Origin of the sequence: Hyunsoonleella ulvae (assembly GCF_016827605.1) — a bacterium.
GTDB classification, from domain to species: Bacteria; Bacteroidota; Bacteroidia; order Flavobacteriales; family Flavobacteriaceae; genus Jejuia; species Jejuia ulvae.
Genome location: NZ_JAEPJQ010000002.1, coordinates 349,815 through 374,478 on the forward strand (window position 1 = coordinate 349,815; position 24,664 = coordinate 374,478).

General features: G+C 32.9%; 20 protein-coding genes and 1 other RNA gene. 6 read left to right on the forward strand and 15 right to left on the reverse strand.

Annotated features, from left to right (window positions below):
- Positions 1-2: 2 nt before the first annotated feature.
- Both JS605_RS07205 and ffs read right to left on the reverse strand, forming a co-directional pair.
- Entirely contained in the window at positions 3-1,913 is a 1,911-nt protein-coding gene (locus JS605_RS07205) for an O-antigen ligase family protein (RefSeq protein WP_203257023.1), read from the reverse strand.
- Positions 1,914-2,152: 239 nt separating this feature from the next.
- Positions 2,153-2,251: signal recognition particle sRNA small type (ffs, locus tag JS605_RS07210), an RNA gene on the reverse strand.
- A gap of 89 nt (positions 2,252-2,340) precedes the next feature.
- Here ffs and JS605_RS07215 point away from each other — a divergent pair.
- From JS605_RS07215 to JS605_RS07225, 3 genes are all read left to right on the forward strand, one after another.
- Positions 2,341-3,375 carry a glutaminyl-peptide cyclotransferase gene (locus tag JS605_RS07215; protein WP_203257024.1) on the forward strand — a complete coding sequence of 345 codons (1,035 nt, stop codon included), beginning with the start codon at positions 2,341-2,343 and terminating at the stop codon, positions 3,373-3,375.
- A gap of 98 nt (positions 3,376-3,473) precedes the next feature.
- Positions 3,474-4,778, forward strand: coding sequence for a cytochrome ubiquinol oxidase subunit I (locus JS605_RS07220; RefSeq protein WP_203257025.1), 1,305 nt, complete (start codon positions 3,474-3,476; stop codon positions 4,776-4,778).
- 1 nt (position 4,779) lies between these two features.
- A complete protein-coding gene (locus tag JS605_RS07225) occupies positions 4,780-5,799 on the forward strand; it encodes a cytochrome d ubiquinol oxidase subunit II (RefSeq protein WP_203257026.1) in 1,020 nt (339 codons plus the stop codon).
- An 11-nt stretch (positions 5,800-5,810) separates the two neighbouring features.
- Here JS605_RS07225 and JS605_RS07230 read toward each other — a convergent pair whose 3' ends face one another.
- From JS605_RS07230 to JS605_RS07270, 9 genes are all read right to left on the reverse strand, one after another.
- Positions 5,811-6,707, reverse strand: a complete 897-nt coding sequence (locus tag JS605_RS07230) for a DUF5777 family beta-barrel protein (protein ID WP_203257027.1) — start codon at positions 6,705-6,707, stop codon at positions 5,811-5,813.
- On the reverse strand, positions 6,697-7,239 hold the full coding sequence (locus JS605_RS07235; RefSeq protein WP_203257028.1) for a YceI family protein: 543 nt from the start codon (positions 7,237-7,239) through the stop codon (positions 6,697-6,699). Before JS605_RS07235 ends, JS605_RS07230 begins: the two co-directional genes overlap by 11 nt.
- 3 nt (positions 7,240-7,242) lie before the next feature.
- The gene (locus JS605_RS07240) at positions 7,243-7,668 is read right to left on the reverse strand and encodes an OB-fold protein (protein ID WP_203257029.1); all 426 of its coding nucleotides are present in this window, start codon (positions 7,666-7,668) and stop codon (positions 7,243-7,245) included.
- 97 nt (positions 7,669-7,765) lie between these two features.
- A complete protein-coding gene (locus JS605_RS07245) occupies positions 7,766-8,944 on the reverse strand; it encodes a hypothetical protein (protein WP_203257030.1) in 1,179 nt (392 codons plus the stop codon).
- A gap of 44 nt (positions 8,945-8,988) precedes the next feature.
- Positions 8,989-9,261, reverse strand: coding sequence for a cation transporter (locus JS605_RS07250; RefSeq protein ID WP_203257031.1), 273 nt, complete (start codon positions 9,259-9,261; stop codon positions 8,989-8,991).
- Positions 9,262-9,271: 10 nt separating this feature from the next.
- A complete protein-coding gene (locus JS605_RS07255; protein ID WP_203257032.1) occupies positions 9,272-10,120 on the reverse strand; it encodes a DUF5777 family beta-barrel protein in 849 nt (282 codons plus the stop codon).
- Between the two features lie 6 nt (positions 10,121-10,126).
- A complete protein-coding gene (locus JS605_RS07260; protein ID WP_203257033.1) occupies positions 10,127-10,519 on the reverse strand; it encodes an OB-fold protein in 393 nt (130 codons plus the stop codon).
- The gene (locus JS605_RS07265; protein WP_239000296.1) at positions 10,516-11,085 is read right to left on the reverse strand and encodes a YceI family protein; all 570 of its coding nucleotides are present in this window, start codon (positions 11,083-11,085) and stop codon (positions 10,516-10,518) included. Before JS605_RS07265 ends, JS605_RS07260 begins: the two co-directional genes overlap by 4 nt.
- Positions 11,086-11,102: 17 nt before the next feature.
- Positions 11,103-11,468, reverse strand: coding sequence for a hypothetical protein (locus JS605_RS07270; RefSeq protein WP_203257034.1), 366 nt, complete (start codon positions 11,466-11,468; stop codon positions 11,103-11,105).
- Positions 11,469-11,712: 244 nt separating this feature from the next.
- Between JS605_RS07270 and JS605_RS07275 the strand changes: the two genes are divergently transcribed.
- Positions 11,713-12,813 (forward strand): LytR/AlgR family response regulator transcription factor, encoded by a 1,101-nt coding sequence (locus JS605_RS07275; RefSeq protein WP_203257035.1) that lies wholly within the window; start codon positions 11,713-11,715, stop codon positions 12,811-12,813.
- A 163-nt stretch (positions 12,814-12,976) separates the two neighbouring features.
- Here the strand turns inward: JS605_RS07275 and JS605_RS07280 are convergent, their stop codons facing one another.
- The 4 genes from JS605_RS07280 to JS605_RS07295 all read right to left on the reverse strand — a co-directional run bounded on the left by JS605_RS07280 (position 12,977) and on the right by JS605_RS07295 (position 20,170).
- A complete protein-coding gene (locus JS605_RS07280; protein ID WP_203257036.1) occupies positions 12,977-15,214 on the reverse strand; it encodes a TonB-dependent receptor in 2,238 nt (745 codons plus the stop codon).
- Between the two features lie 107 nt (positions 15,215-15,321).
- Entirely contained in the window at positions 15,322-15,792 is a 471-nt protein-coding gene (locus JS605_RS07285; protein WP_203257037.1) for a hypothetical protein, read from the reverse strand.
- A complete protein-coding gene (locus JS605_RS07290; protein WP_203257038.1) occupies positions 15,782-19,924 on the reverse strand; it encodes a non-ribosomal peptide synthetase in 4,143 nt (1,380 codons plus the stop codon). The genes JS605_RS07285 and JS605_RS07290 overlap by 11 nt, the downstream gene beginning before the upstream one ends.
- 9 nt (positions 19,925-19,933) lie before the next feature.
- Positions 19,934-20,170: an acyl carrier protein gene (locus JS605_RS07295; RefSeq protein WP_203257039.1), complete on the reverse strand. Its 237-nt coding sequence runs from the start codon at positions 20,168-20,170 to the stop codon at positions 19,934-19,936.
- Positions 20,171-20,505: 335 nt separating this feature from the next.
- Here JS605_RS07295 and JS605_RS07300 point away from each other — a divergent pair, with 335 nt between their 5' ends.
- Together JS605_RS07300 and JS605_RS07305 are read left to right on the forward strand one after the other, a co-directional pair.
- Positions 20,506-21,741 carry a HupE/UreJ family protein gene (locus JS605_RS07300; RefSeq protein ID WP_203257040.1) on the forward strand — a complete coding sequence of 412 codons (1,236 nt, stop codon included), beginning with the start codon at positions 20,506-20,508 and terminating at the stop codon, positions 21,739-21,741.
- 9 nt (positions 21,742-21,750) lie between these two features.
- The gene (locus tag JS605_RS07305; protein ID WP_203257041.1) at positions 21,751-24,657 is read left to right on the forward strand and encodes a non-ribosomal peptide synthetase; all 2,907 of its coding nucleotides are present in this window, start codon (positions 21,751-21,753) and stop codon (positions 24,655-24,657) included.
- Positions 24,658-24,664: the final 7 nt, after the last annotated feature.

Here is a 24,664-nt window from a genome sequence, read left to right on the forward strand (position 1 = left end):
TTTTAGTTAAACAATTTGTATTCTGTGATTATATCTTTCATTTCCTGTTGAATTTCCTTTACAGCTGTAGAAGGCACTTTTATTTCTTTTTCCAAAATAGTGTTTGCCATAGCTAATGCGTTTTCTTTTTGTCCGCTTTCATCATATAATTTGGCCAATAAATACAGCGGGTAAAACCTCGAGGGTATCATACTAGCAGCATGTTTATAATTAGCTTCTGCTTTATTATATAGTTCTACGTTTTTATAAGCATCACCCAAAGCTGTTTCTGTAATGGTGGTATTTAAATGTTTTTTTGCATGTTCTAAAATTTTAATTGCTTTTTTATTTTGTTTATACATAGATAGTGCTTTACCATAGTTCATTAAAAACTCGCCGTTTCTCTTTAATTCGGGATAAGCAATTTCATATTCTTTTATAGCACTTTCGTAATCACCATATTGATAACTGTTTAAAGCCAACTCCCAATTTTTAAAGCTAGTATTTAATCTCTTTATGTATATGAGGCTTGACGCAGAAATAATCAAAACAACAACTATAGCTATAGATTTAAAAATAATATTGAATGGGAGTTCTAATTTAAAATTTTCAAAAAACACTTTAGTGTTTTGATCTAAATTAGCCATAGCTGCCAATAAAACTATCACGATAAGCTTAACAGGCAAAATTTCCGTGGGATATGAAAAGAAAGCAAATACAGCAATCGACAATAATGCGATTTTTATGATAATAATTAGATAAATATTTTCCTTTGAAATAGACAGTTTAAAGATGACATAAAAAACAGCTATTAACATTAAAAAACCAATAATACCATTTTCAACTACAAATTGTATCATTTCATTAAATGCATAATACGTATTATCTGCCACCAAAGCTTCTTGAGTTTCTCCATTCACTGCAAAATAATTGGCTTGATAATTCATATAGTGTGCCTTGAAACGGTCAAAACCAACACCAAAAAAAGGATTATCGCCTATGATTTTTGTAGAAACTTTCCAAATAAATAAACGTCCGTCTGAAGATCCTTTTTTGAAATGGTAAACGCCTAATAAGCTCACTAAAGCAATTAATACAATACCAATAACTAATACCAGTCTTTTTAGTTTAGATAAGTGATTGAAGATTTTTTTTAGGATTTTATAACGAAACTCCAGTAATAAACTACTACTTACAATAACTGCCAACCATGATGCTCTAGATTGTGTTGCGGGAATAACAAGAATAATACTTATCACACCGATTAAAGGAATATATTGCACAGTATATTTAATGAAAGTATTAATATGTGCAACACTTTTATTCTTTAGATCAAGTTGTAAATTATTAATCACTTTTTCTCTAAAAAGATACATACCTAAAGCTATTGGAAAAACAGAAACAAGAAAACCTGCGTATGGACCGGGATTAAAAAAGCTCCCAGTTAATTTGAACCCAGAATGGTTTGATGGATAATAATCCAATAATTGAAGATTACCATAAATAGCTTGAATAATACCTGAAATTATAATCGCTAAAAGCACTCCATAAAACAGCTTAACACTTTGAGTTCTGAAAATCACATACAAAAAAATAAGTCCCAATAACTCTATAAAACGAATAGAGAAACTATAGTGCGATTGTAATAAATATCTGTTACAGGTTATATAAATAATTAAGATTGCTAAACTAATATCTAAATTAGATAAGTATAACTTCTTTACTTTAGGTTTGTAGATACATAAAACCGAAAGTCCAAATAAAACAATACAAGAATATATAAAAACAATAAACTTACTGGTAATTGTTGATTGTGGGTAGCTTGTTAAGTTTATTTGAGGAATAAAAACTAGTATAGCTATAATACAAAGTGAGATAAAAAACTTTTTTGTCTCAAAAAAAAGTAAATTTGATACAGTTTTATCTCCAAACATTAAAGTTTTTTTTATAAAATATTTTCTTAAAGCTGAGAGATGCCTTTTGTAAAAAAGACTTTAGCTAAAAAAAAAGATTTTACATACAAAAAGTATCCTGTGCTATCCTGTTTTTAATTAAAATTTATAATACCCTTATAAATCAGAAAAAATAGTCACAGAAACATAGAAATTTGTTAAGAGGGCTTATTTAATATTTGAAAATAAATATTTTAATCTATGTGAGTTTAGAGCACAAAAAAAGGCAAGCTACCTACATCACACCGCTACAACCGTATACCTTTGCTGCGTTCCCGCCCTGGAGGATTCTACAGGAGCTGGTTGTGTAGGACTTGCCGGCTGCAAAGATACAATCTTTTAAAATTTTCACAATGATTTTTTAAACCGATTTTAAATAAATATATTCGACACAAAATAAGGTTTATCCATGAAAATGCTTAAAGTATTCACTATAATAACGTTACTGATTTTACAAGTGTCTTGTAACTCTAAATCTGATAAAGAAAAAAACGATTTTGAGATAAAAACTAATGCAAAAAAAGGTAATATTTCAATAGATAACACTTTAGAATTATCATTGAACAATAAAAAAAAGCATACTATAGATTCCGTTGTCTACAAATTAGATGGAAAAACAGTTACTGAAAACCTCAACTTAAAAGATCATAAATTAGGTAAATATCCTATTGAAGCCATAGTGTTTTTTAATGATGATGAGCAACAGACGGTGTCATCATCAGTTACTATTCTTAATAATGAGTCTCCAAAAATTTACAAATTCAAGATTCTAAATGAATACCCCCATGATATCACTTCTTACACCCAAGGCTTGGAGTTTCATGATGGGAAATTGTATGAAAGCACAGGACAATACAAAGAATCTAAATTACGTCAAGTAGATTACACTACAGGTAAAGTGATAAAAAATATAAACTTAGCTAATGAGTACTTTGGAGAGGGTTTAACTGTGATGCATGATAAAATATATCAGTTAACGTGGAAAAAAGGAATTGGTTTTGTTTACGATGTAAATACATTTGAGAAAACAGGAAGCTTTAAATATGGACAAAGTAAAGAGGGCTGGGGATTAACACATAACGAGACACATATTTACAAAAGTGACGGAAGTGAAGCTATATGGTTACTAGATCCGAAAACCCTTATAGAACAAGAAAAAATTCAAGTGTATACTAACAAAGGGAAAATTACTGACATTAATGAGATGGAATGGATTAATGGTAAAATTTATGCGAATCGTTACCAAAGAAATGGCGTAGCAATAATTAACCCTATAAATGGTGCAGTTGAGGGTGTCATTGATTTTACACCTTTGAAAAATATGGTAACTCAACACGAAAAACTAGACGTATTAAACGGTATTGCATACAACCCAGAAACTAAAACTATTTTTGTTACTGGAAAGCGTTGGGATAAGTTATTTGAAATTGAAATTATAAAGTAAAATTTTAACTAAAAATACACTCATTTTTATCCTGTTTTCAATAAAAGATTAAAGCTTTAAAACGTATCTTTGTGGTACTATTTTAAAGCTTGTTTTTTATGGACAATCTTGATGCCGCTAGACTTCAAATGGCATTTACTTTAATGTTTCACATTGTATTTGCATGTATAGGCATGGTAATGCCCTTTTTTATGATAATTGCGCATAGAAAATGGCTAAAAACTAGAGACCCTATTTATTTAAAATTAACAAAATCGTGGCAAAAAGGTGTCGCGATTTTTTTTGTTACAGGAGCAGTTTCGGGAACCGCCCTGTCTTTCGAATTAGGGTTGCTTTGGCCTGAGTTTATGAAACATGCTGGCCCCATAATTGGCATGCCCTTTTCCTTAGAAGGTGCAGCTTTTTTTGTAGAAGCCATAGCACTTGGTTTTTATCTGTATGGTTGGGATAAAATTTCAGAAAAATTCCATTGGTTTACTGGTATTATTGTAGGTATATCTGGTGTTGCTTCTGGTATTCTTGTAGTTTCTGCGAACGGCTGGATGAATGCACCGTCTGGTTTTGATTTCGTTGATGGGAAATTTCTAAATATAGATCCAATACAAGCCCTATTAAATCCTGCTTGGTTTACACAGGCTTTACATATGACACTTGCAGCCTTTACCGCTACAGGATTTGCGGTTGCTGGTGTGCATGCGTTTCAAATTTTAAAAAGCAGACAGGTTGAACTCCACAAGAGAGCGTTTAAAATAGCGATTACTTTTGCAGCCATAGCCGCTATTTTACAACCAATAAGTGGGGACCTTTCTGCTAAAGATATTGCCAAACGACAACCTGTAAAGCTAGCTGCAATGGAAGCACATTACGATACTACAAAAGGGGCACCACTCTACATTGGTGGTATTGTTGATGATGAAAAACAAAACGTATCTTATAAAATTGAAGTTCCCAAAGCGTTATCCTTTTTAGCTTTTGGAGATTTTGATGCTGAAGTAAAGGGGTTAAATGATTTTCCTGAGAATGTGCGTCCCAATGTCCCAATTGTGCATTACGCTTTTCAAATCATGGTAGGTATTGGCACATTATTAATGGCAGTAGGAATTCTATTTTTTATTAGTTTGAAACGTAAATCTTGGTGGCAGAACAACAAATTTTGGCTATTATTTATTGTTTTAGCTCCTATGGGATTTATAGCATTAGAAGCAGGTTGGGTAGTAACTGAGGTTGGTAGGCAACCTTGGATTATTCATAATATCATGAGAACAAAAGATGCGGTTACCCCTATGCCAGGAATGGTATTTAGTTTTTACATGTATGTTATACTCTACAGCATTTTGGCAATAGCTGTAACTTGGTTAATGGCAAGACAAATTAAATCTTTAAACAACACAAAAGTAGCGTAACATGATATATGTAGTTTTATCATTTTTAATGGTGTCTTTATTGCTTTATGTGTTGCTCGCTGGTGCAGACTTTGGTGCGGGTATTATTGAGCTATTTTCATCGAAACAAAATCGATCAGACACTAAAAAGAAAGTATACCGCGTTATAGGCCCCGTTTGGGAAGCAAACCATATATGGATTATCATTATTGTAGTAATCCTTTGGGTAGGATTTCCAGATTTTTATCATGTTATAACGGTGTATCTGCATATTCCATTAACATTAGTGCTCCTGGGAATTACATTAAGAGGGGTGTCCTTTGTTTTTAGACATTATGATGCTTTTAAGGATAAATCTCAAATTTTATACGATTGGATGTTTAGGCTCTCCAGTTTAATTACTCCAATATTTTTAGGAATGACATTTGGTAGCATGATTTCTGGTAAAATCCTATTACATCCTGAAAGTACCGATTCGTTTTATACAACTTTTATAACGCCATGGTTAAATGTATTTTCGCTTCTTGTTGGGTTGTTTTTCGCTGCATTATGTACATTTTTGGCGTCGGTACTTTTAATTGGCGAATCTGACAAAAACGAACGTAAACGCTATGTTCTAAAAGCAAGGATCGCCAATATAATCGTAATTCTTATAGGATTTTTGGTTCTATGCTTTGGATTCTTTAATGATATAAAGTTTATTACCAACTTTATTAAAAACCCTTATGCTATTGGCCTAGTAGGGCTATCCGCTTTGCTTATCTTTCCATTAACCTACAGTATAAAAAAAGCAACTAGAATTAAAAGTAGGTTTCTTGTAGGAATACAGGTAGTGCTAATCTTATTAGCTGCAATAGTTGCCCATTACCCAAACTTATTAATTGCATCTGATGGCACCGTAAATCTTATAGAAACAGCATCAACACCTAAAGTTATTCAAGTTTTAGGCATTTCTTTAATTATTGGAGGTGCCATAATACTTCCAGGGTTATTTCATCTTATGAAATCTTTTAAAATGATTAAAATATTGGAGAAGTCGTAAGCAACTGGATATCAACGTTTCAATCTATTTTTAAAGTGAATCGTATACGTGAAATTAAATCCGAAATTTAAATTAGGGTTTTTAAAATTGAAGTTATTTCTGGTTTGTGTAATATAAGCATCGTCTACCATACTTACGGCATTAGTAAGCATAAACTGTAACATCACATCACTAAGTTCCCAATTAACGCCTAATGAGAATGGTCCATAAGTATCAAAAGATGTAATAGGGTTTGCTACATAATAATATTCTGAAACTAAAGAAATATGACCTCCTAACTTATATCTCCCACCAAAGCCAATTGCGAAATGATTTTGCGGATCTGCTTCATTAAAAACTATACCTCTATGTATAAATGTTGGAGATATTTGCAGAGAAAAATCTGGAGTTATCTTTTTAGCTATTAGCGCTTGGGATGTAAATGAAAGTCTTTTAGATGTCTTGTTTCCAGGACTCGAGTACGGTAATATTTCACTAAACTGGCTTACGCTTTGTAATAAAGATATTGTAATTGGCGATCCTTGACCTGCCGTACCTTGTCTTACTAGTTTGTACTTTAAAAAACCATCAAACCGTTCATCAAAAGTACTACCTCCTATTCCTAATAAAAGCCTGTCAGAAACTCCATATTCTAATGCAAATCTGGTATTTATACGATCCACAAAAAAGCTTTGAGAACGCTCTTCTGGTGTATTCCAAAACCTATTGGATATAAAAACATCTAGGGTTCCATTTTTTCGTGTTTGTACAGATTGCCCATAAGTAATCCTAGAAAATTTAAATGTAGCTTCAGTAAATCTTAAGGTATCTTTATGCTCTTTGTCTAAAATATCAAGTAAATCCTGACCGCTAACAAACGTTACAGCAAACATAAAGCCTGTAAAACACAGTATTTTTTTAATTCTCATAAGCTTCATACGCAAACTTAAAATCAACATTAATTATTTTGGCGATGTTTCCTCTTAAAAGCGGAGGAATTTTTATGTTGTAATCCTCCACTACAGCTTCAAAAGCCCCATGAATTACAAACATGTTATTCTGTTTCTCTATCTTAACTTTTATCTCTAACGTCTTGGTAACCCCATGCATTGCAAAATCACCTTTTATCATTCGTGTTTGTACACCTTCAAGATTAGGATCAAAATCAATAATCTTACCCTCAAAAGTCGCTTTTGGATAAATATCAGATTCAATATAACTTTCATTAAAATGCTCTCGCATTAAGGCTTTTTCAAATACAAAAGCATTCATTAATATACTTACTGCAATCTTATTAGTTTGCAAATCCACTATGCTCAACACCTGATTATTTTCTGCCTTAATATTTTCAACAGGGGTATAAGAAAAGAAAGAGACATTGCCCTGCCTAGCAATGATTTTTTTAGATGCTTTCTGTACCGTTAGAAAGGATAGGATGACGATAAGAATAAATTTATGCATAAACTATTCTGAAATTATACAATTTAAAAAAATGGCATCTTCAAGAATACCTTTAAAAACACCTTTTAGCCTAATAGTATCGTTAGTAGTTACTTTTGCAACTTTTTCGGTTTGATTGTTTTTCATATCACAAATTACATATGCATTTTCTTTTCCATCTATGCCTAACAAAATAGTGGTTCGGTTATTTAAGTAACTTATTTTTTTCACTATGCCTTCAACTTCAATAATCTGCTCTGCTTGTAATAGATTTTTATCTTCATTTTGAATAAAATCTATAACTGTTTGCGCATCAAATTTATGAACTGCTTCTTTTTGGGAAATATCTATTGCATCTGGTTTATCCCAAACAAAATACTTTGCTACAAAAAACACAAGTATCAATATAGCCGCAAGCAACCCTGTATTTAAAATTGATGTTCTCTTCAAAACCTTACCTATGAAACTTAAACTTTCTTTTTACAAAGATTAAACCTAGGGCATTACACCCCAGGTTCAAAACTACTAAAAATTAAACTTCCCTTTCTCAATCAACTATATTAAAAGTACCTTTCATGGATGCATGATGCTGGCATATATAAAACAATGTATCTGGAGCATTTGCTGGTACTGTAAAAGTTACTGTACCTTGGGTTGCCCCATTATTGGTTACACCGTCATTAAATCCATCTCCTGTTCCTGTAGTTTGAGCGATTTTTATAAGAAATGGGTGTCCAGGAGCATCTATTACAAACTCGTAAGTTTCTCCTCTTTTTAGTGTAATATTAGGGTTTGAAGTATTGTTTAACCCTTCTCCACTAAACAAATATGCTGTTGCCCCTTGATTGCCAACTGTATAAGTTATTGCACTTGGAGCTTGTACCGTTGGTGCCTCATTAATATTTTGGTTCACAATTGGCCATACACCGGCTGCAGGAAAGCCTACGCCGTAGTTATCCCCTCTTTGGATATCCTTTCCAAAATAGTACAATGGCCAGCCTTTGTAGGTAATTTGGGTTCTTCCAAAAACATTTATACTTCCAAAATCTGAATCGGATAAAACACTAGGTATGTTTGACAAGGTAGCTTCAAAAATTGGCCATACACCATTATTTGAAAAATCATCCTTCGTAAAATTATTAACTCCCTTTGTATCATTTGTAAAACTATAAAGGGAGTTTCCTTCAGCATCAACCATATAAAAGGTTTCCTCTTCTCCTTCAGTATAATTACTAGTAAGATTGGTTTCATTTCCATCTTTATCCCTACCTAATAATTGGGCACTTACCATCATTACCGTGTAATCTGGTTTTGCAACGTACCATACACCTCCTACACCATCTCCATTAATATTACCTGCCGAAGTATCATTTGCATATGTGTACAAAGGCCAGCCTTTAAAGGTGGTTTGTTTACTCCCATCTGCTCTTGTAATTGTACCAAAATCTGAAGTATTTAAGCCTGTGTCCAAGGTTAATTCGGCAGCAAAATAAGCTGGCCAACTAGACTGACAACCGCCGCTACAATTGGATATAGATTTACTGTCCTTAGAAAAGAAATACAATGTAAAACCTTCGGATGTGGTTAATATATTGCCAAAAGTTGCACTATTCTTTAACTGAATAGCGTTATTCTGTACTGGGGGTATTGTAGTATCATCGTCGTTATCGTTACTACAACTGGTTACCATTAAAAGTGTGACTAGAATTAAAAATAAATGTTTCATGATATTTGAATGTATTTAAATGATTATTTGTGATTTTTATTAATTTACTTTGAGCTTTTAATACAGCTGCATTTGGGTAATATTGAATTGCCTTCTAAAATTTGATCTCCTTCTGGTGGGTACCCCAATGCCACAAGCGTATTTAAAACTTCTGAAATTTGATGTGCCCGATTAAAGTTGAATACCACAAGGGAATCTGCTGGAAACAACCTTACGTTTTTTACATCTTTTACTTCCATAATTTTCTTCTTAACTGGTGCTATACAATTCGAACAGAACGGATTTTGAACAATTACTCTTGCTAAACTTGTTGTCATAATTACCGTTTTAAAAGATTCTTGAAAGGTTAAATCCAAAGAAGATATTTCCATCTGTCCAATCTCCAGTGGCTTGCCCTAAGAATGTGTTTACATTCATAGGTTGCGCGTTCGTGAAATGCAATTGGAATACATGACCTCCTGTTTCAAGATCAAACCCTATAGATAATGGATTTTTAAATGGCGAATTAGATGCTCTGTTTAGGTGTAAACCATAATCGAAATTGATAGACCAACGTTTACTTAATTTATGTCTACCACCAAAACCTAGTGCATATTGCGTATTGGTTTGGGCATCAAAAGCCACTAAATTATCGTGAAATAGTGTAGGTATGATTTCTAACGAAAAATCCTTACTAAACTTTCTTGAAATTAATGCCTGCACTGCATAGCTTAACCTATGTTTAAATTCGAGCCCTGGTAGCTCTTCTTTATCTAATACTGTATTGATTAAAAGACTATTAAACAATACCACTGTGAAAGGCATTCCATTAGACTTTTGCCGTAGCAAACGTAATTTTAAAGAGGTTTCATAGGTTTTCTGAAATGAACTTCTAGATACGCCAATATTTATACCATCTGAGATTCCATAAATAAAGTTAAGTCGCGTTACCGCTTGATCCAATCCAAAAAAGTCTTTAATTCCCGTTTCTATAGAACCAAACCTGTGCGATACTACAAAGTAAAGTTCCTTTTGTGATACCATTTTGGTAGATTCAAAATTTACGATTTTTAAACCCTTAAACGCTGCGGATGCATAATTATCGTCTGTGTTTTGAGTGTCTATCTCTTCCAATAGGTCTTCTTGTGCATTTACACAAAGGGATGCTAGACATAAGATGTATACTAGTTTTTTCATTTTGGTTTATTGATTAGTTATTGTTGCTTGGTCTATTTTTACTACTTCTAGCAAGTCATCGTACCCAACACATCTGCCCTTTATACTTAAGGTAGCTTCAGGTTTTAAAATGCTTAAATCTGTATTTACAAAGTCGACTTGGATAACATCATTAATGACTATTGAGTTTTGTTCTATTGATGTTATTACTCCTTCTGTTTGGATGACCTTATCTATAAATTGACCTGAAACAGAATCGGTGCGCATTACATTTTTTAGGTCATTAGAACTCAAAGTATAATCGACTTCTTCTGAAGCAATATCTCTATGTTCTTTATACATGTAGTCATAAATTAAACAACCTGCTATACCAAAAATTAGTAGTGCTACTGTGATGATGTAAGTAACCTGCTTTTTCATTTTTTAATCAATTTAAAATCAAGATTTACATTAACGACTTTAGCAATTTTGTTGCGTACAATTTTTGGGATCTCTATACCAAAATCAGCGGGTGTAACACTAAAAGCTCCTGTTAAGGATATAATGTCATTCACTTTTTGGATGGTCAACATCGTTTCAATCTCTTTTTGCTTTCCATGTAATTCCAAAACACCTTTTACTTTTACCTGTGCTGTTGTGCTACCAAGATTTTCTTGAGTATTAAAATCAATTAACTTTCCTCTAAAAATGGCTTTAGGATAGGTGCCCGACTCTATGTAGTTCTCATTAAAATGTTCTTCCATCAAAGAATTTTTAAATCGAAACCCTTTTATTAAAGCCAATGCAGCAATTTCGTTAGTTGTGATATTATATATGGCGGTGGTAGATGTGTTGGTGGCTTTTACTTCTTCAAATAGTTTTTCTGAAGCTTCAAAAACTATAGTTCCGTTTTTATCTATATATTTCTCTTGTCCGTAACCTATAGCGAACATTAAAAAACATACACTACTAAGTATTAGATGGTTTATGTTTTGGTATACTATCATGTTATATTGTTTTGTTATTAATTTTCTTCTAGTCCGTCCTCTATCCATTGTTCCACCAAATCGATAGTAGCTTGGGGTAATCTTCCCGATGGAGGCATAGCTCTGGGCTCACCTGTTTGTCTACTCATGGCTCTTAATAATTGTCCATTATTAGCTCTTGAGAATACTTGATCAAAGTTTGCTAAAGGAAAAGGTGCTCCATTTTGAGGTGGATCTGAATGGCATCCCACACAATTGTTATTTATAATGGATTGAATTGTGTTTGTATACGTGACAGATTCTGTTGGATTTTGATCTTCAATGAGATCGTTTTGGCTATCGTTACTACATCCAATGAGTAGTAGTAGCGATAAAGACAAAAATGAAAGACTAATTGATTTCATAAGATTTAATTTTTAATGTTAATTTACTGTAACGCCAGTATCTGAAGGCACTACAAAGGAATCACTAAAGCCTGTGTTTTGCATTACAAACCTATGCGAGAGGGAAAAAAAAGCTTTAAAAGGGAATATTTTTAGGTAAATTATTATCTTAAATCTTGTGAAAATGAATTTTTGACTTTGAAAATTGCCAAACAGAAATTCAACATTCTAAATGCTTATATTAGCCAAAGTTTTTTGGTTGCAAATGAGAAAGGACAGACTTTATTTTCTTACATTTTTATCTATCGCAGTTGTTTACGGTATTATTGCAACTCTAGCTTTTAACTATCTGGTAAAAGAGAGTACGCTAAAACTCCTTGAAACCCATTTGGTATTTAGCAAAAAGGAAGCTAAATCGTTTTCTACACTTTTAAGCCATCAATTATCCCAAAATATTTCTAAGGATTCCTTAACCCATAACATTCAACAAAGTTTAAATGGTACCGATTTAGATATGGGGTTTTTAAGTATCTATGATTGGTCTGGAAAAGTAGTAGCACATCCCGATATTAAAAATGTAGGTTTATTGGCAAGTCCAAATAATTCTTATGTGTCTTCTGTAAATGATGACCTTACACCAAGCGCATTTTACGATTTGTTGAGTAGTGAAAGTGATACGCTCGCTTCTGAAACCATTGAAAAACAATCTAAGGTTATTACCTTAAGCTCCATTCTAAATTCCGATTGGATATTGGCCGCTCATGTAAGAACGGATAATATTAAAAATCAAATTCAAGATTTTAAAAGTAAATTTCTCACTGTTTTTTTAATAATGGGGCTTTTTATCGTAATTGCTGCTGTTGTAATTCTAAGAATTTTTGGAAGTTCTTATGAAAAAACACTAGAGCTTAAGAATGAGAAATTAGAAGATGAAGTTATTAACCTCTCTAAATTAAATCGGGCGGTTGATAAATACCAACAAAAAGTAAGTGAAGAAAGCACGAATACCGAAACGGAACATAATACCTCCAAAAAAAGGCTTTTAACCTATGTTAGAAATGAGTTAGTACCAGTCCCTACTAATGATATTGCTTACATATACACCGAAAACACCATTACCTATGTGGTTTGTAATGACACAAAGCGGTCTACTTCAAACTTAAGTTTAGATGAACTATCTACGCAATTGGACGAATTGGTTTTCTTCAGAGCTAACAGACAGTTTATTATTTCTATAGCTAGTATTGAAAAAATTGTAAAGTATGGTAACAACCAACTTAAAATTTTGGTTTCCCCAGATTCTGAGGCTAGTATTATCATCAGTAAAAACAAAGCTGCCCAATTTAAAAAATGGCTTAATATTTAACTTCTTTTAGTAATTCCATAAGGTTAATTCAAATATAGAATACACCATTATCGGTGTATCTAAACACTATTTGCCTATACCATCTTTTATTGCTGTAAAAACATGATAAAAAAAGGGTTGCATTACAAAGCAACCCTTTTTTAATTTAATCCGTCTACAATTTTTAAAATCTTACAGACACCTTACCTCTTAAAAAGAAAGGTACTCCTGGGGTAAAATGAATTTCCTCCACAGAATCGGCCTCATTAAACAATCTACTTTCTGTAGCAAATTGGGTTTCATTCCAATCTACATCAAAAAGGTTTTCTACTATTAAACCAAACGTCCAATTATCACAGTTGTAATTTAAATTTAAATCTGTAACAAAATAACCTTCTGCCACTATAGAGTTATCTTCATTAGCAGGACGGTCTTTGATGTAGCGGTAGCTAATACCTCCTGAAAAATTCCCTAAGTTATTAACTGTAAAGCCTCCTGCAGAAGTTAAATCTGGCGCAAGCGGAATAAAATCCTGTCCATCTGGTTCTTCTGTACTTCTGGCTACAGTGTAGTTTACATCGGTGTTAAAGTACAACCAATCTGCTATTTGGTATCTTAAACCAAAATCTATACCGTATCGTGCTGTTTTTCCGCTAGGTTCTACAATAGCAGCATCTCCCACGTATACAAATTCTTGCTGTAAAAATAAGGACCAAAGTGCTGCGTTAATTACCAACTTATCTGTGGGTTTTATTACAGTTCCTAAATCTGTACTAAATGCTGTTGGTAATATTTGTTCCCCGCTTTGCGCAGTAACAACCCTAGAATCGTTAGAGTGATATCCCAAACCTGTTTTTAAGAAAAACTGAGTATTAGGTGCTGCCGCATAAATAAAATTTAATTTGGGACTTAGTAATGCTTTGTTTTCACTCTTGCTATCATAAAGTTCTGATAATAAATCCTCATAATCAAAAGTAAAATAATCCAAACGTAAACCTGGGTTAATTGTCCATTTGTTTACTTTATATGTTAGGTCAGCAAAAGAAAACGCGTTTGTCTCATCTACATTACCATAAGCTAGTCTTTCCAGTAGTTCTTTTCTATTCTTGGTACGTGATAATTGGTTTTCGTTAACATCATCATATCTAAAGCCAACACCTACTCTATACTTTAGCTGCTTGTCGTGGTCGTCTAAATGCAGTGATTTTTCATATACACTTTTAGCCCCAATGATAGTACGTTCTTCAAACTGGCGAATCTGGTCTGCATTTATCGGATCATCTAAAAAGAAGGTAAAGTTTGAAAATAGTTCAAAATCATAATTAGACACATAGGCTGACGATGTTAAACTAGAATGCTCATCGAAATGCTTAATGTGATTCATCCAAATATTTGTTCTGCTGGTGTTTCCTCCTTCAGTGTCATCTATGGCTCCAAATCTACTTATCAAGCCTTGGTCTACAGCCCGCTGTGGTATCTGTCCAGAGGCATCCCATTTACTTTGAAAATGGGAGAGCGATAGGTTAAATTCTTGATTCGCATAATTATTATAATTGTAACGGGCCATAATATTTAAGCGATTAAAATTTTGAGGAGATTCAAAAACTCCATCGGTAAGATTCATTTCACTTGCTACATAGGCATTACTATTCTCTCCATCCCAAATTTTTAACATACTTAAAGCCCTTACGGTATTAAATTGACCTGCCTCTACAGAAATTAAGTTTTTATCAATTTTCGTTTTAGTTTTAATATCCACATAACCTGCCGTATTAAAATTACCTTTATCTGCATAATAAGAGCCTTTGCCAAAATCTAAATTCTCGATAGTTTCTGGAATGATAAAATGCATATCTGCATATCCCTGTCCATGTGCGTGAGACACCATGTTTACGGGCATTCCGTCTACATCTATGGCAATATCGGTACCATGATCAATATCAAAACCTCTTAAAAAGATTTGTTCTGCTTTACCACCTCCTGCATGTTGACCAATAATTAAACCTGGAATCTTACGAAGAATTTCTTGCGATGATTTTACAGGACTTGTTTTCACATCTACATTAACAATATTACTCAATACATTTACCTTAGAAACGATTAATACTTGCTCTAAAGATGCAGAGGAAATTTCCATAATAACCTCAATTGTACTATCTAAATGGGATTCATCAATTGTAAGTTGGTAGTTCTCATATCCTAATTGGTAAAAATAAATAACGTCTCCAACAGATATATCGTCAATTTCAAAATATCCTGATACATTTGTGTATGTATATGTTCCTGTATTCTTATTGTAAACCCCAACACCTTGTAAGGGCTTCTCATTATCTTCTGAAATTACTGTTCCGTTAAGTTCATGGGCATTAACTACCCCTACAGTTAACATAAAGACCAGTAATACTGTAACTTTTTTTAACATAAAAATATGATTACGCACAAGAATAATGGAGTACCCAATACCCAAAGTGCAATTATTTAATTTTAATTGTTTTGTGTACAGTGTGTCTGTACATTTAGTGAGAGAAGTTAAGATACCTGTGGCGGTTGTAGCGGACTATTTAAATATCCTAAACGTGTTTGTTTGGTAATGAAAACTATAATTTTATTTTGTTCTAGCGGTAACAAAACCAGAGGTCTTTTGTACTTTTTTTGATACTGTGTATGTTTATCTATTTTTAGTGCCAAAACAATGGAATCTTCAGAATTCTTTTCTGTATCTATATCTTCTAATAGGTCATTGAGCAAATTAAGGAGTTGATGGCTGTGAATATCTTTTGAAGTTAGCACCTCGTGGTCTGAATGTATTTTTTCACTTCTCTTTCTATCAATGTCTGAATGCGATACTATATAATCTGGTATTTCCAACAAATGCGTAACTTCATGAAGAAACACACCTACTTCCTTGTGCAGGGGGCCAAGCAAATAAGATGCACTTAATAGCACAACCAATACTCTCAAAATAAATGGCTTAAAGCCTTTTGATTTCTTAATCTTCATTTAATAATTCCGTGAGGGTACTTTCTATATATTTTGAATACGCATCTATGGTAGGTAGGTTGAACACCTTGTTAAGGGGTAACTCTAGCTCTAATTCTTCATTTATGCGAGAGGTAACCCTAATCGCTGCTAAAGAATGCCCACCAAGAGCAATAAAATTATCATAAACCCCAATTTTTTCAAGTCGTAACACTTCCTTCCACACACCCTCTACCATATCTTCAATTTCGTTTCTTGGAGCTACATAAGACACCTCCATTTCTAATTGTTCAACAGTTAAACTTCTTAGCGATTTTTTATCAGTTTTTCCATTTTTTGTAAGTGGCATTTGGTCGATATTCTTAAATACTGAGGGCACCATATACGATGGAATCTTGCTCGCCAAATATTGCTTTAGTTCTTTTTGGGTTATGCTTATATTTCCTGTATAATAAGCCACAAGTTTTTCATCTTCTGTAAAATCATCAGAGTCTTCATAACCTATTTCCTTCATAATACGCTTAACTTCTGGCTCATGAATATACTCATTTATTTCTTCTAAACTTTCATCTCTGGTTTTATGACCTAATCGTACATCCCAACTGTAAGGAAACGAGTAATTACTATATCCCAGTTCTTTTTTATGAACATAAATACCAACTTGGTTGATTAAGCAATTTGTTGATCTGCCAGTATCTGTAGGCCTAACCCATCCCACCTTCTCGTTTAAAAATTTTAACATATCCTCCAGACTAACATCTGAATACCTGTAAAAATCAATAAACTGTACTTTGTCAAAAACCTCATCAGTCTCAAACATGGAAACATCCAAGAGTTTTTTTACAGCATCCTCTTCTTGATGATAAAGCTTACGAACTTCTAAGATTGTATCATCAATTTTAGTTACATCTAAATCTTCATCCCAAAACAATTCTTCAGTTAAGCGCGTCTCAAAAAACTGTCCTCGAGATAATCCTGTAACAATAAAAGGAATCTTGTGCTCTAGGGCAATCTTAGTACTTAAGGTATAGATGGTTTTAAAGCAACCATTGCACACATTTTTGTGCCGTTTTAAACTATCTACAAAAATGGCATTCATATATTCGGTTTCCCCATAAATATGATCTACGCCCAATCTGTCTACTATACGATCTATATTGGCTTTTGCCTGATCTGAAATATACCCATTATCAAGCGTAAAGGCCAAAACCTTCATACCCATATTTACCAATTGTGCTAAGATGTACGTACTATCCTTACCTCCACTTAATAATGATAAACAATCATACTTAGGATTTGTACCTTTGGTGGCTAATAAAATTTCTTTTAATTCTTCCTCTGTTTTAAAATAACGTTGGGCTTTTTCTTTATAGCCCTTAAAAGTATTGCAAAGGTTACACACACCATGTTCATCAAAGTCTGTTTGTGGATAATTAGAGGGTAGACCACACTCTGTACAATTTACTACTTGTGCCTCTGGAATGTGATCTTTCTTATTATCGACCAATACTACGGCGCAATCATCAATACCTTCATAATTGGCTAAATTGGCCTCAATATCGGTTAGTTCAATTCTGTAACCCCTAAGTTTTATTTGCTCATCAAACCTACCTAAGTACTCGTACTCACCATTTTTATTGATTCGTGCTACATCTCCGGTATGATACATTTTCTCTCCTGCCACGAAAGGGTTATCAATAAATTTACTGTTAGATAAATCTTCAAGTTTTAAATAGCCATTGGCAAGACTGCGACCACTTAAATATAACTTACCCATTACACCATGAGGTACTAAATTATGGCAATCATCAAGAATGTAGGCATGCATGTTAGAAATGGGATAACCTATTGGAACAGAAACCTCATCTTCATGTCTAGTAATATCAAATTTACTTACAATACAGCCAACAGTAGCTTCAGTTGGCCCGTATTCATTATAAATTGCTATTTTATTATCGTACTTTTTTGAGATTGTACTTGCTAGGTTAACCTTAAAATCCTCGCCCCCAACTATCATTGTATGTATAATTGAGCTAGATAGATCTCTATCTTTCAAAAATGACAAATGCGATGGCGTTAATTTAATCGTGTTTACCAGATTATCTGCCAAAACTTGTATTAAAGACATATCGGGGCCAAAAATATTTTCGGTGTAGAGCATTAATCTACCTCCACTTACAAAAGGTAATAATGTTGATGTTATTGTTAAATCAAACCCTATAGAGGTAAATAAAGGTAGAACAGTTTTATTAGTGATACCGTAATAATCCTTGGCCCAAAAAATATAATTTGAAAGTGCTTCATGAGATATCAAAACTCCCTTTGGGTTCCCTGTTGATCCAGATGTGTACAACACGTATGCTAAACTGGCAGAAGTCAAAACTGCTCTTAAATTTTCTTCAGATTGAATTTTAAGTGTTTCTTTAATCTCTTCCAAATCAATGTTTGCAACATCAATACCTTCCAGATGCTTTTGCAATGTACCCTCAGTTAATATTAGAGAAGCTTCAGAATTGGAAATTATAAACGCAACACGTTCTTTAGGTTGATCTGAAGCTATAGGGATAAAAGTTCCCCCTAACTTCATAATGGCCAAAACCCCCAAAATATAGTTGGTATTACGGTAATTAAGCAGCACCACCTTATCATTGGCTCTAACTCCCCGCTCAAATAAATAATGCGCTAGCTGATTTGCTTTCTTGTTTAATCCATTAAATGTTAATGTTTCATTTTTAGATTGGACAGCTATCGCATTGGGGTATTCCTTTGCCAAGCGTTGAAAAACATCAAGAACATTATTTAAGGCATTACCTGATATAGGTGGGCTTAAAAAGAAGTTTTGTTCTTCATCAGTACTTATAGATGCGCCTTGTATAGGTTTATTTATATCTCTTACAAAATTATCAAATAATTTTTCCACATGATTTATTGAAGATGAAGCCTTTTGCGCATCAGCTATATCATTATTATAATCTATAATAACCTTTGATGACCCTTTTTGGTTAAAGTTACATACGTGAAATCGCATTTTATGCCCAGGATCAGCATGTTCAGGATGCATCCAATTTACTTCTGTTTCTAGTCCTGCAAAATCTCCAAAACTGGAATTAATATAATTAAATATTGTGATAAAGCTTCTACTCAACTTGGCAGATGATGTGCCTGTAAGTCCATTTTTTAAGTAGTTATTAGTCTCAATTTTAACTTTTTTAAATAAGGATAAAAAAGTATCCTCATCATCTACCTCAACTGCAAGGGGTAACATTTCTATAAATAAACCTGCCGTTTTGATAAAACTTTGCTTAATACGGTTATGTATTGGCGCTCCTACCACTAACTTTTTTTGCCCACTTATTCTAAACATGTAAGCAAATAGTAAAGTTCCAAAAATCATAAAATTGGCTACATCATTGTTCCAAAATGAAATGTTTTGATCCTTTAATTTCTGCCTTATTGCATCTAATTCATCATTGCCTACTTCAAATTCAACCCTGTTGGAGGTTGTGCTAAGTCCTTGTAATCGCTTTTTACCGTATAAGGCTGGTGTTTCGTTAAAAGATGCTATCTTTTCTTCCCATTGTGTGGTAATCTCTACATTTTTAATCCGTTCTTCTTGTTCATATTTAACAAACTCTGAGTATGCAGGCATGGGAACCATAGGCGCACCTTTGTTCTGAAGTAATATATTATATATAGATGCTAATGCATTGAATAAGATTACAGAACTGGATGCATCTGTTATGATATGATGTATGTTGAGGTACCAAATGTAATTTTCATCTGAAGTTTTTAATAGTGCACTATAAAATAGTTGTTGTGATAGGTTAAATGGTTGGGAGCTTTTTTGTTTTAACCACACACTTAGTTCCGCACTACTTTGCCTAGAAAAATCTATCAACTCAATGCTTTTAACATATGGTGTTGTTCTCTGCTTGGGTTGGTTATTCTCCTCCTCTATTACAGTTCGTAAAATATCTGTAGACTCAATCAACCTATCAAAAGCTAGCTTAAAAACATCATGGTCAACATTACCTTTAATGTTAAAGGCATAAGGTACATTGTTAATAGGGGTATTAGGATTGAGCTTATCTACCAACCATAACGATGTTTGGCTTTTAGTAAGTGGTAATAGAGATTGGTTATTTAAATGCATACTAATACGTTAATTTTTTACTTTGTTGATGTAACTTACCATATGCTCTATTGTCATAAAATTTTCAGGTGTTATATCCTCGAAAGGGACTTGCACGTTGCTCTGTCTTTCAATAAAGCGCACTAAACGCATAAGCCCTAAGGAATTAATCGTACCATCCATTAGCAATTCATCTTTTTTATTAATTACTGCAGAAGTATCTTCTAAAATTTCAGTTTTTATGAAGTGAATGAGGCGTTCTTCCATATCCATGTTTTCTTGTGGTTTATCAAGTAAAAAACATAAGAATTGGTGTAATAGTTACTGGGGTGTAACTACTTGAAGGCAGACATATCTAACAATCAAAATTTACGTAGTGGCAATTTTTATATTTTCAATCTTTCTCTTAAAAGTAAATATATGGTATAAAAACATACACTAAAAATACTATTTTAACATTTTGACGACTATTTAAATAAGCTTATCGAAAAAAAACACAAACAAAGTTACTAATATTTCAATATTTACGATATTGAAATAAAAAATCGACAAAACGCATATCTCCTCCACAATGTGTTTTTTGTTAATAAAACCAACATGCTATGCACAAGTTATTTTCCCAAATTCCCATACTCTTCATTGCATTTTTTACAACTATAAATGTTTGGGCACATCATCCTGATAATAGCCTGATGTATTTAAAAGTTTATGAAAACGCAAATATTGAAGGCAATTTCCACATTAATGTAAACGAATTAAATGATGTTTTAGGCCTTGATTTGGGTAAACGTACCTCATTAGAAAAAGTAAAGCCTTACCTCGAGACTATAAAAACATATTTATTGGAAAACACATCATTTACCCATAATGACAAAGCATATACAATAGAGTTTACTGATGATGTAGAAATTTGGAATGTTAGTTTTGGAGACTTTGTAGTGATACATTTTTTTTTGGAAGATTCTGCAAACGTTCCTGATGAGATTGATGTTACCTATAAAGTATTTATAGAAGAGGAACCCCATCATGTTAATTTACTAGGTATTGAATATAATTGGAAAGCTGGACTTTTTAATAATGAGGCTATAATCGCTTTAGACTTTAATAAAAGTGATTGGACAAAAACCCTCTCATTAACTGAAGGCTCTATATGGCAAGGTTTTGTAGCAATGATAAAACAAGGAATATGGCATATATGGATAGGCTTAGATCATATACTCTTTATACTAGCACTTATTTTACCTGCAGTTGTTAGACGAAAAAATGACAATGAAGTAAAGTCTGGAATATGGAACTGGCACCCTGTAGAAAAATTTAAACCAGCATTTATATACATAGTAAAAATAATCACTTTTTTTACCATTGCCCATACTATAACATTAAGTTTAGCTTCATTACAAATTATCGTTTTGCCTTCTAGATTTGTTGAGTCCATCATAGCGCTCTCGATAGGTTTGGCTGCGCTACATAATATTAAACCAATTTTTAAAGGTAAAGATTGGATTATCGCTTTTGTTTTTGGGCTATTCCACGGTTTTGGATTTGCCAGCGTTTTAGGTGAACTTGGGTTTAATGGTGAGCATTTAACCTTATCGCTATTAGGATTTAATATTGGTGTGGAAATAGGCCAGTTGGTTATTATTGCTGCTATTTTCCCTATACTTTATTTTATAAGAAAGCTAAAACTATACCCTAAATTATTAATCTATTTATCAGCTCTATTAATTATAATCTCCTTGTATTGGCTTGTAGAACGCGCCTTTGATATCGATTTACCTGTAGATGATTATATTAAATGGAAATTATATGAGCTTGCTGTTTGGTTAGGTTTAAGATAAATATGCCCTATGGAAAATAAAAAAAAAGGTTCTCTTCTTCAACAATGGAAGGATAAAACTAAATCTGGTATTTCTAAAAATAGTATTGAAAAAGCTCCGAAGGATGTTATCATTCCTTTATCCTCAGGACAAAAAAGGCTTTGGTTCCTTCAACAACTCTATCCAGAAAATCCTTTTTACAATTACTCTGAAACCTATACTTTTAAAGGAAGTTTAGATATTGAATGCTTGTCTAAAAGTTTAAAAAAGGTCTATGAAACTCATGACATATTAAGAACTATATATATTCAAAACGATAAAGCCATCATTCAAAAAGTAGATTATGAATCTACCATGGACATAAACATATTTGATTTCTCTGATCTTGACAAAGACAAAGCAATTAGTGCTGCAAAGATTGAACAAAAAAGAGATGCAACTATGCATTTTTCTCTCGATAAGAGCCCTTTAGTTAGAGCCACGATTATTAAGATATCAGATACCTACCATATTCTTCAAATAACCTTGCATCACATTACTACAGACAAGTGGTCTATGAAAATCTTTAGGGAAGATCTTGCTGCATACTATAAAGAGTTTATAGATGGTAAAATACCAGATGATAGGAGAACACATTTGCAGTACACCGACTATTGTTATTGGATTGAAAACCAAGAAATAGACAAAAAAGCATTAGATTATTGGAAAGAAAAATTATTAGGAGAAATTCCAGAACTTACCCTACCTTATGATTTCCAAAGACCTAATGTCCCTTCCTACAAAGGGGCTGCCTCATTTACCCAAAACTATCCTAAAGCTCTATCAGATAAGATATTTAAAATATCCCAAACATCTAAGACGACGCCTTATAATGTCATGCTAGCGGTATATTACATTTTTCTATACAAACTTAGTGGACAAAATGATATACTCATCGGTACACCTATTACCAATAGGGATAAAAAAAGTCTAGAAAATTTAATTGGCTTTTTTAATGATACTATTGTTTTAAGAGGAAAAATAAACCCTAATCTCAGCTTTACAGAGTTCATTGGTTACATTAAAAACAATACTCTAGAAGCATTTGAAAATAAAAGTATCGCATTTGATACTCTTGTCAAAGAAATAGGTGTAAAACGTTCTTTAGCATCAAACCCTTTTTTTCAAGTAATGTTTCTTTACCATTCAAAACCAGAAAATCCATTTTTTTCCAGAGAATTAGAATTGTCTCACACTTGGTTTGATTCTGAAGTATCTAAATTTGAACTTACTATCTACGTGGGAGAAGAAGATGGAATTTTAAGTTCTACTTTTGAGTATGCCCACGATTTATTTGAAGAAAAAACTATAAAACGCTTTCAAGATTATTTCAAAACACTGATTTTTAATGTAACAGAAAACCCAAATATTGTAATTAATGATTTAGACATACTAACGGTTTCGCACACACGCTTAGCATCTAAAGAAAAAAAAGATAGTAATACATCTTCCCAAAACACAGGCATACATAATATTATTGAAAATATTAGTACAAGACACCCAGATAAAATTGCCGTATCTTATAATAACACATCACTAACATATCTAGAACTTAATAACAGAGCCAATATGCTTGCTCATAAAATTAGAAATACCATTTCTAAAAGAAAGACAGTTATTGGTTTGTGTGTTGAAAGGCACCCTGATATGATAGTTGGTATTTTGGGAATCTTAAAAGCTGGATGTTGCTATCTGCCATTAGACCCTGAATATCCTAAAGACAGAATTAATTTTATGTTAGAGGATTCTGGAGCAGAACTCATAGTTACACAATCACAACTGGAAAATTTATTTCTCGGGAAAACATATAATAGTGTTAAAATTGACACAATTGAAAGTATTACTAACACCCCTCTAGAATTACCTGAAATACATCCTGATGATTTGGCGTACATAATTTACACCTCTGGAAGTACTGGTAAACCTAAAGGCGTACCTATTTCGCATAAAAACATTATAGGCTCTACTATGGGCAGACTTAAATTTTATGAGGAAACCCCTAAGGCGTTTATGCTGATGTCATCTTTCTCATTCGATAGTTCTAAAGCAGGTATTTTTTGGACGCTTTGCACGGGTGGTAACCTAATTATTACAGAAAAACGTATTGAACAGGACATAGAAAAGATTGGTAACCTAATTAACGAAAAAAAGGTTACCCACACCTTGATGCTCCCATCCCTATATAGTCTAGTTTTAGACTATATTGATATTGAAAAACTTAAAAGCCTTAATACAGTAATTGTAGCTGGGGAAGCATGCAGTACTACTATGTGTAAAATACATTTTAGTGTGCTCCCTAAAGTAAATCTTTACAATGAATATGGACCAACTGAAGCATCCGTATGGTGTATAGCCCATAAAATTTCAATAGATGATTTAAAATTAAAAAGTATACCTATTGGTAAACCCGTAGCCGATGCACAAATTTATATTCTGAATGAGCAGCTAAAACAAGTTCCCTTAGGAGTTAGTGGAGAAATTCACATTGGAGGGGCTGGGCTTTCTAAAGGATATATCAATAGAGCAGATCTAACAACAAGTGTATTTATAGATAGCCCATTTAATGCAAACGAAAAGCTCTATAAAACGGGAGACCTGGGCAGGTTTAAAAAGGACGGTAATATAGAATTTCTAGGGAGAAAAGATCAGCAAATAAAAATTAGAGGATTTCGGGTAGAATTAAGTGAAATAGAAAATACCATTAAAAAGTACTCCCAGTCTCTTTCTGATGCTATTGTTGTAGTAGATAAAAACAATAATACGACTCTAGAGAATTTAAGTGATGAAGAATTAGCTGATATCCTTGAACCTCTTGAAGATGAAGATTTAAATAGTTTGCTACATGCAATTCAATCCTTAAGTTTAGAAGAAAAAAAAATGCTTTTAAGCCAAACCTAACCCAAAT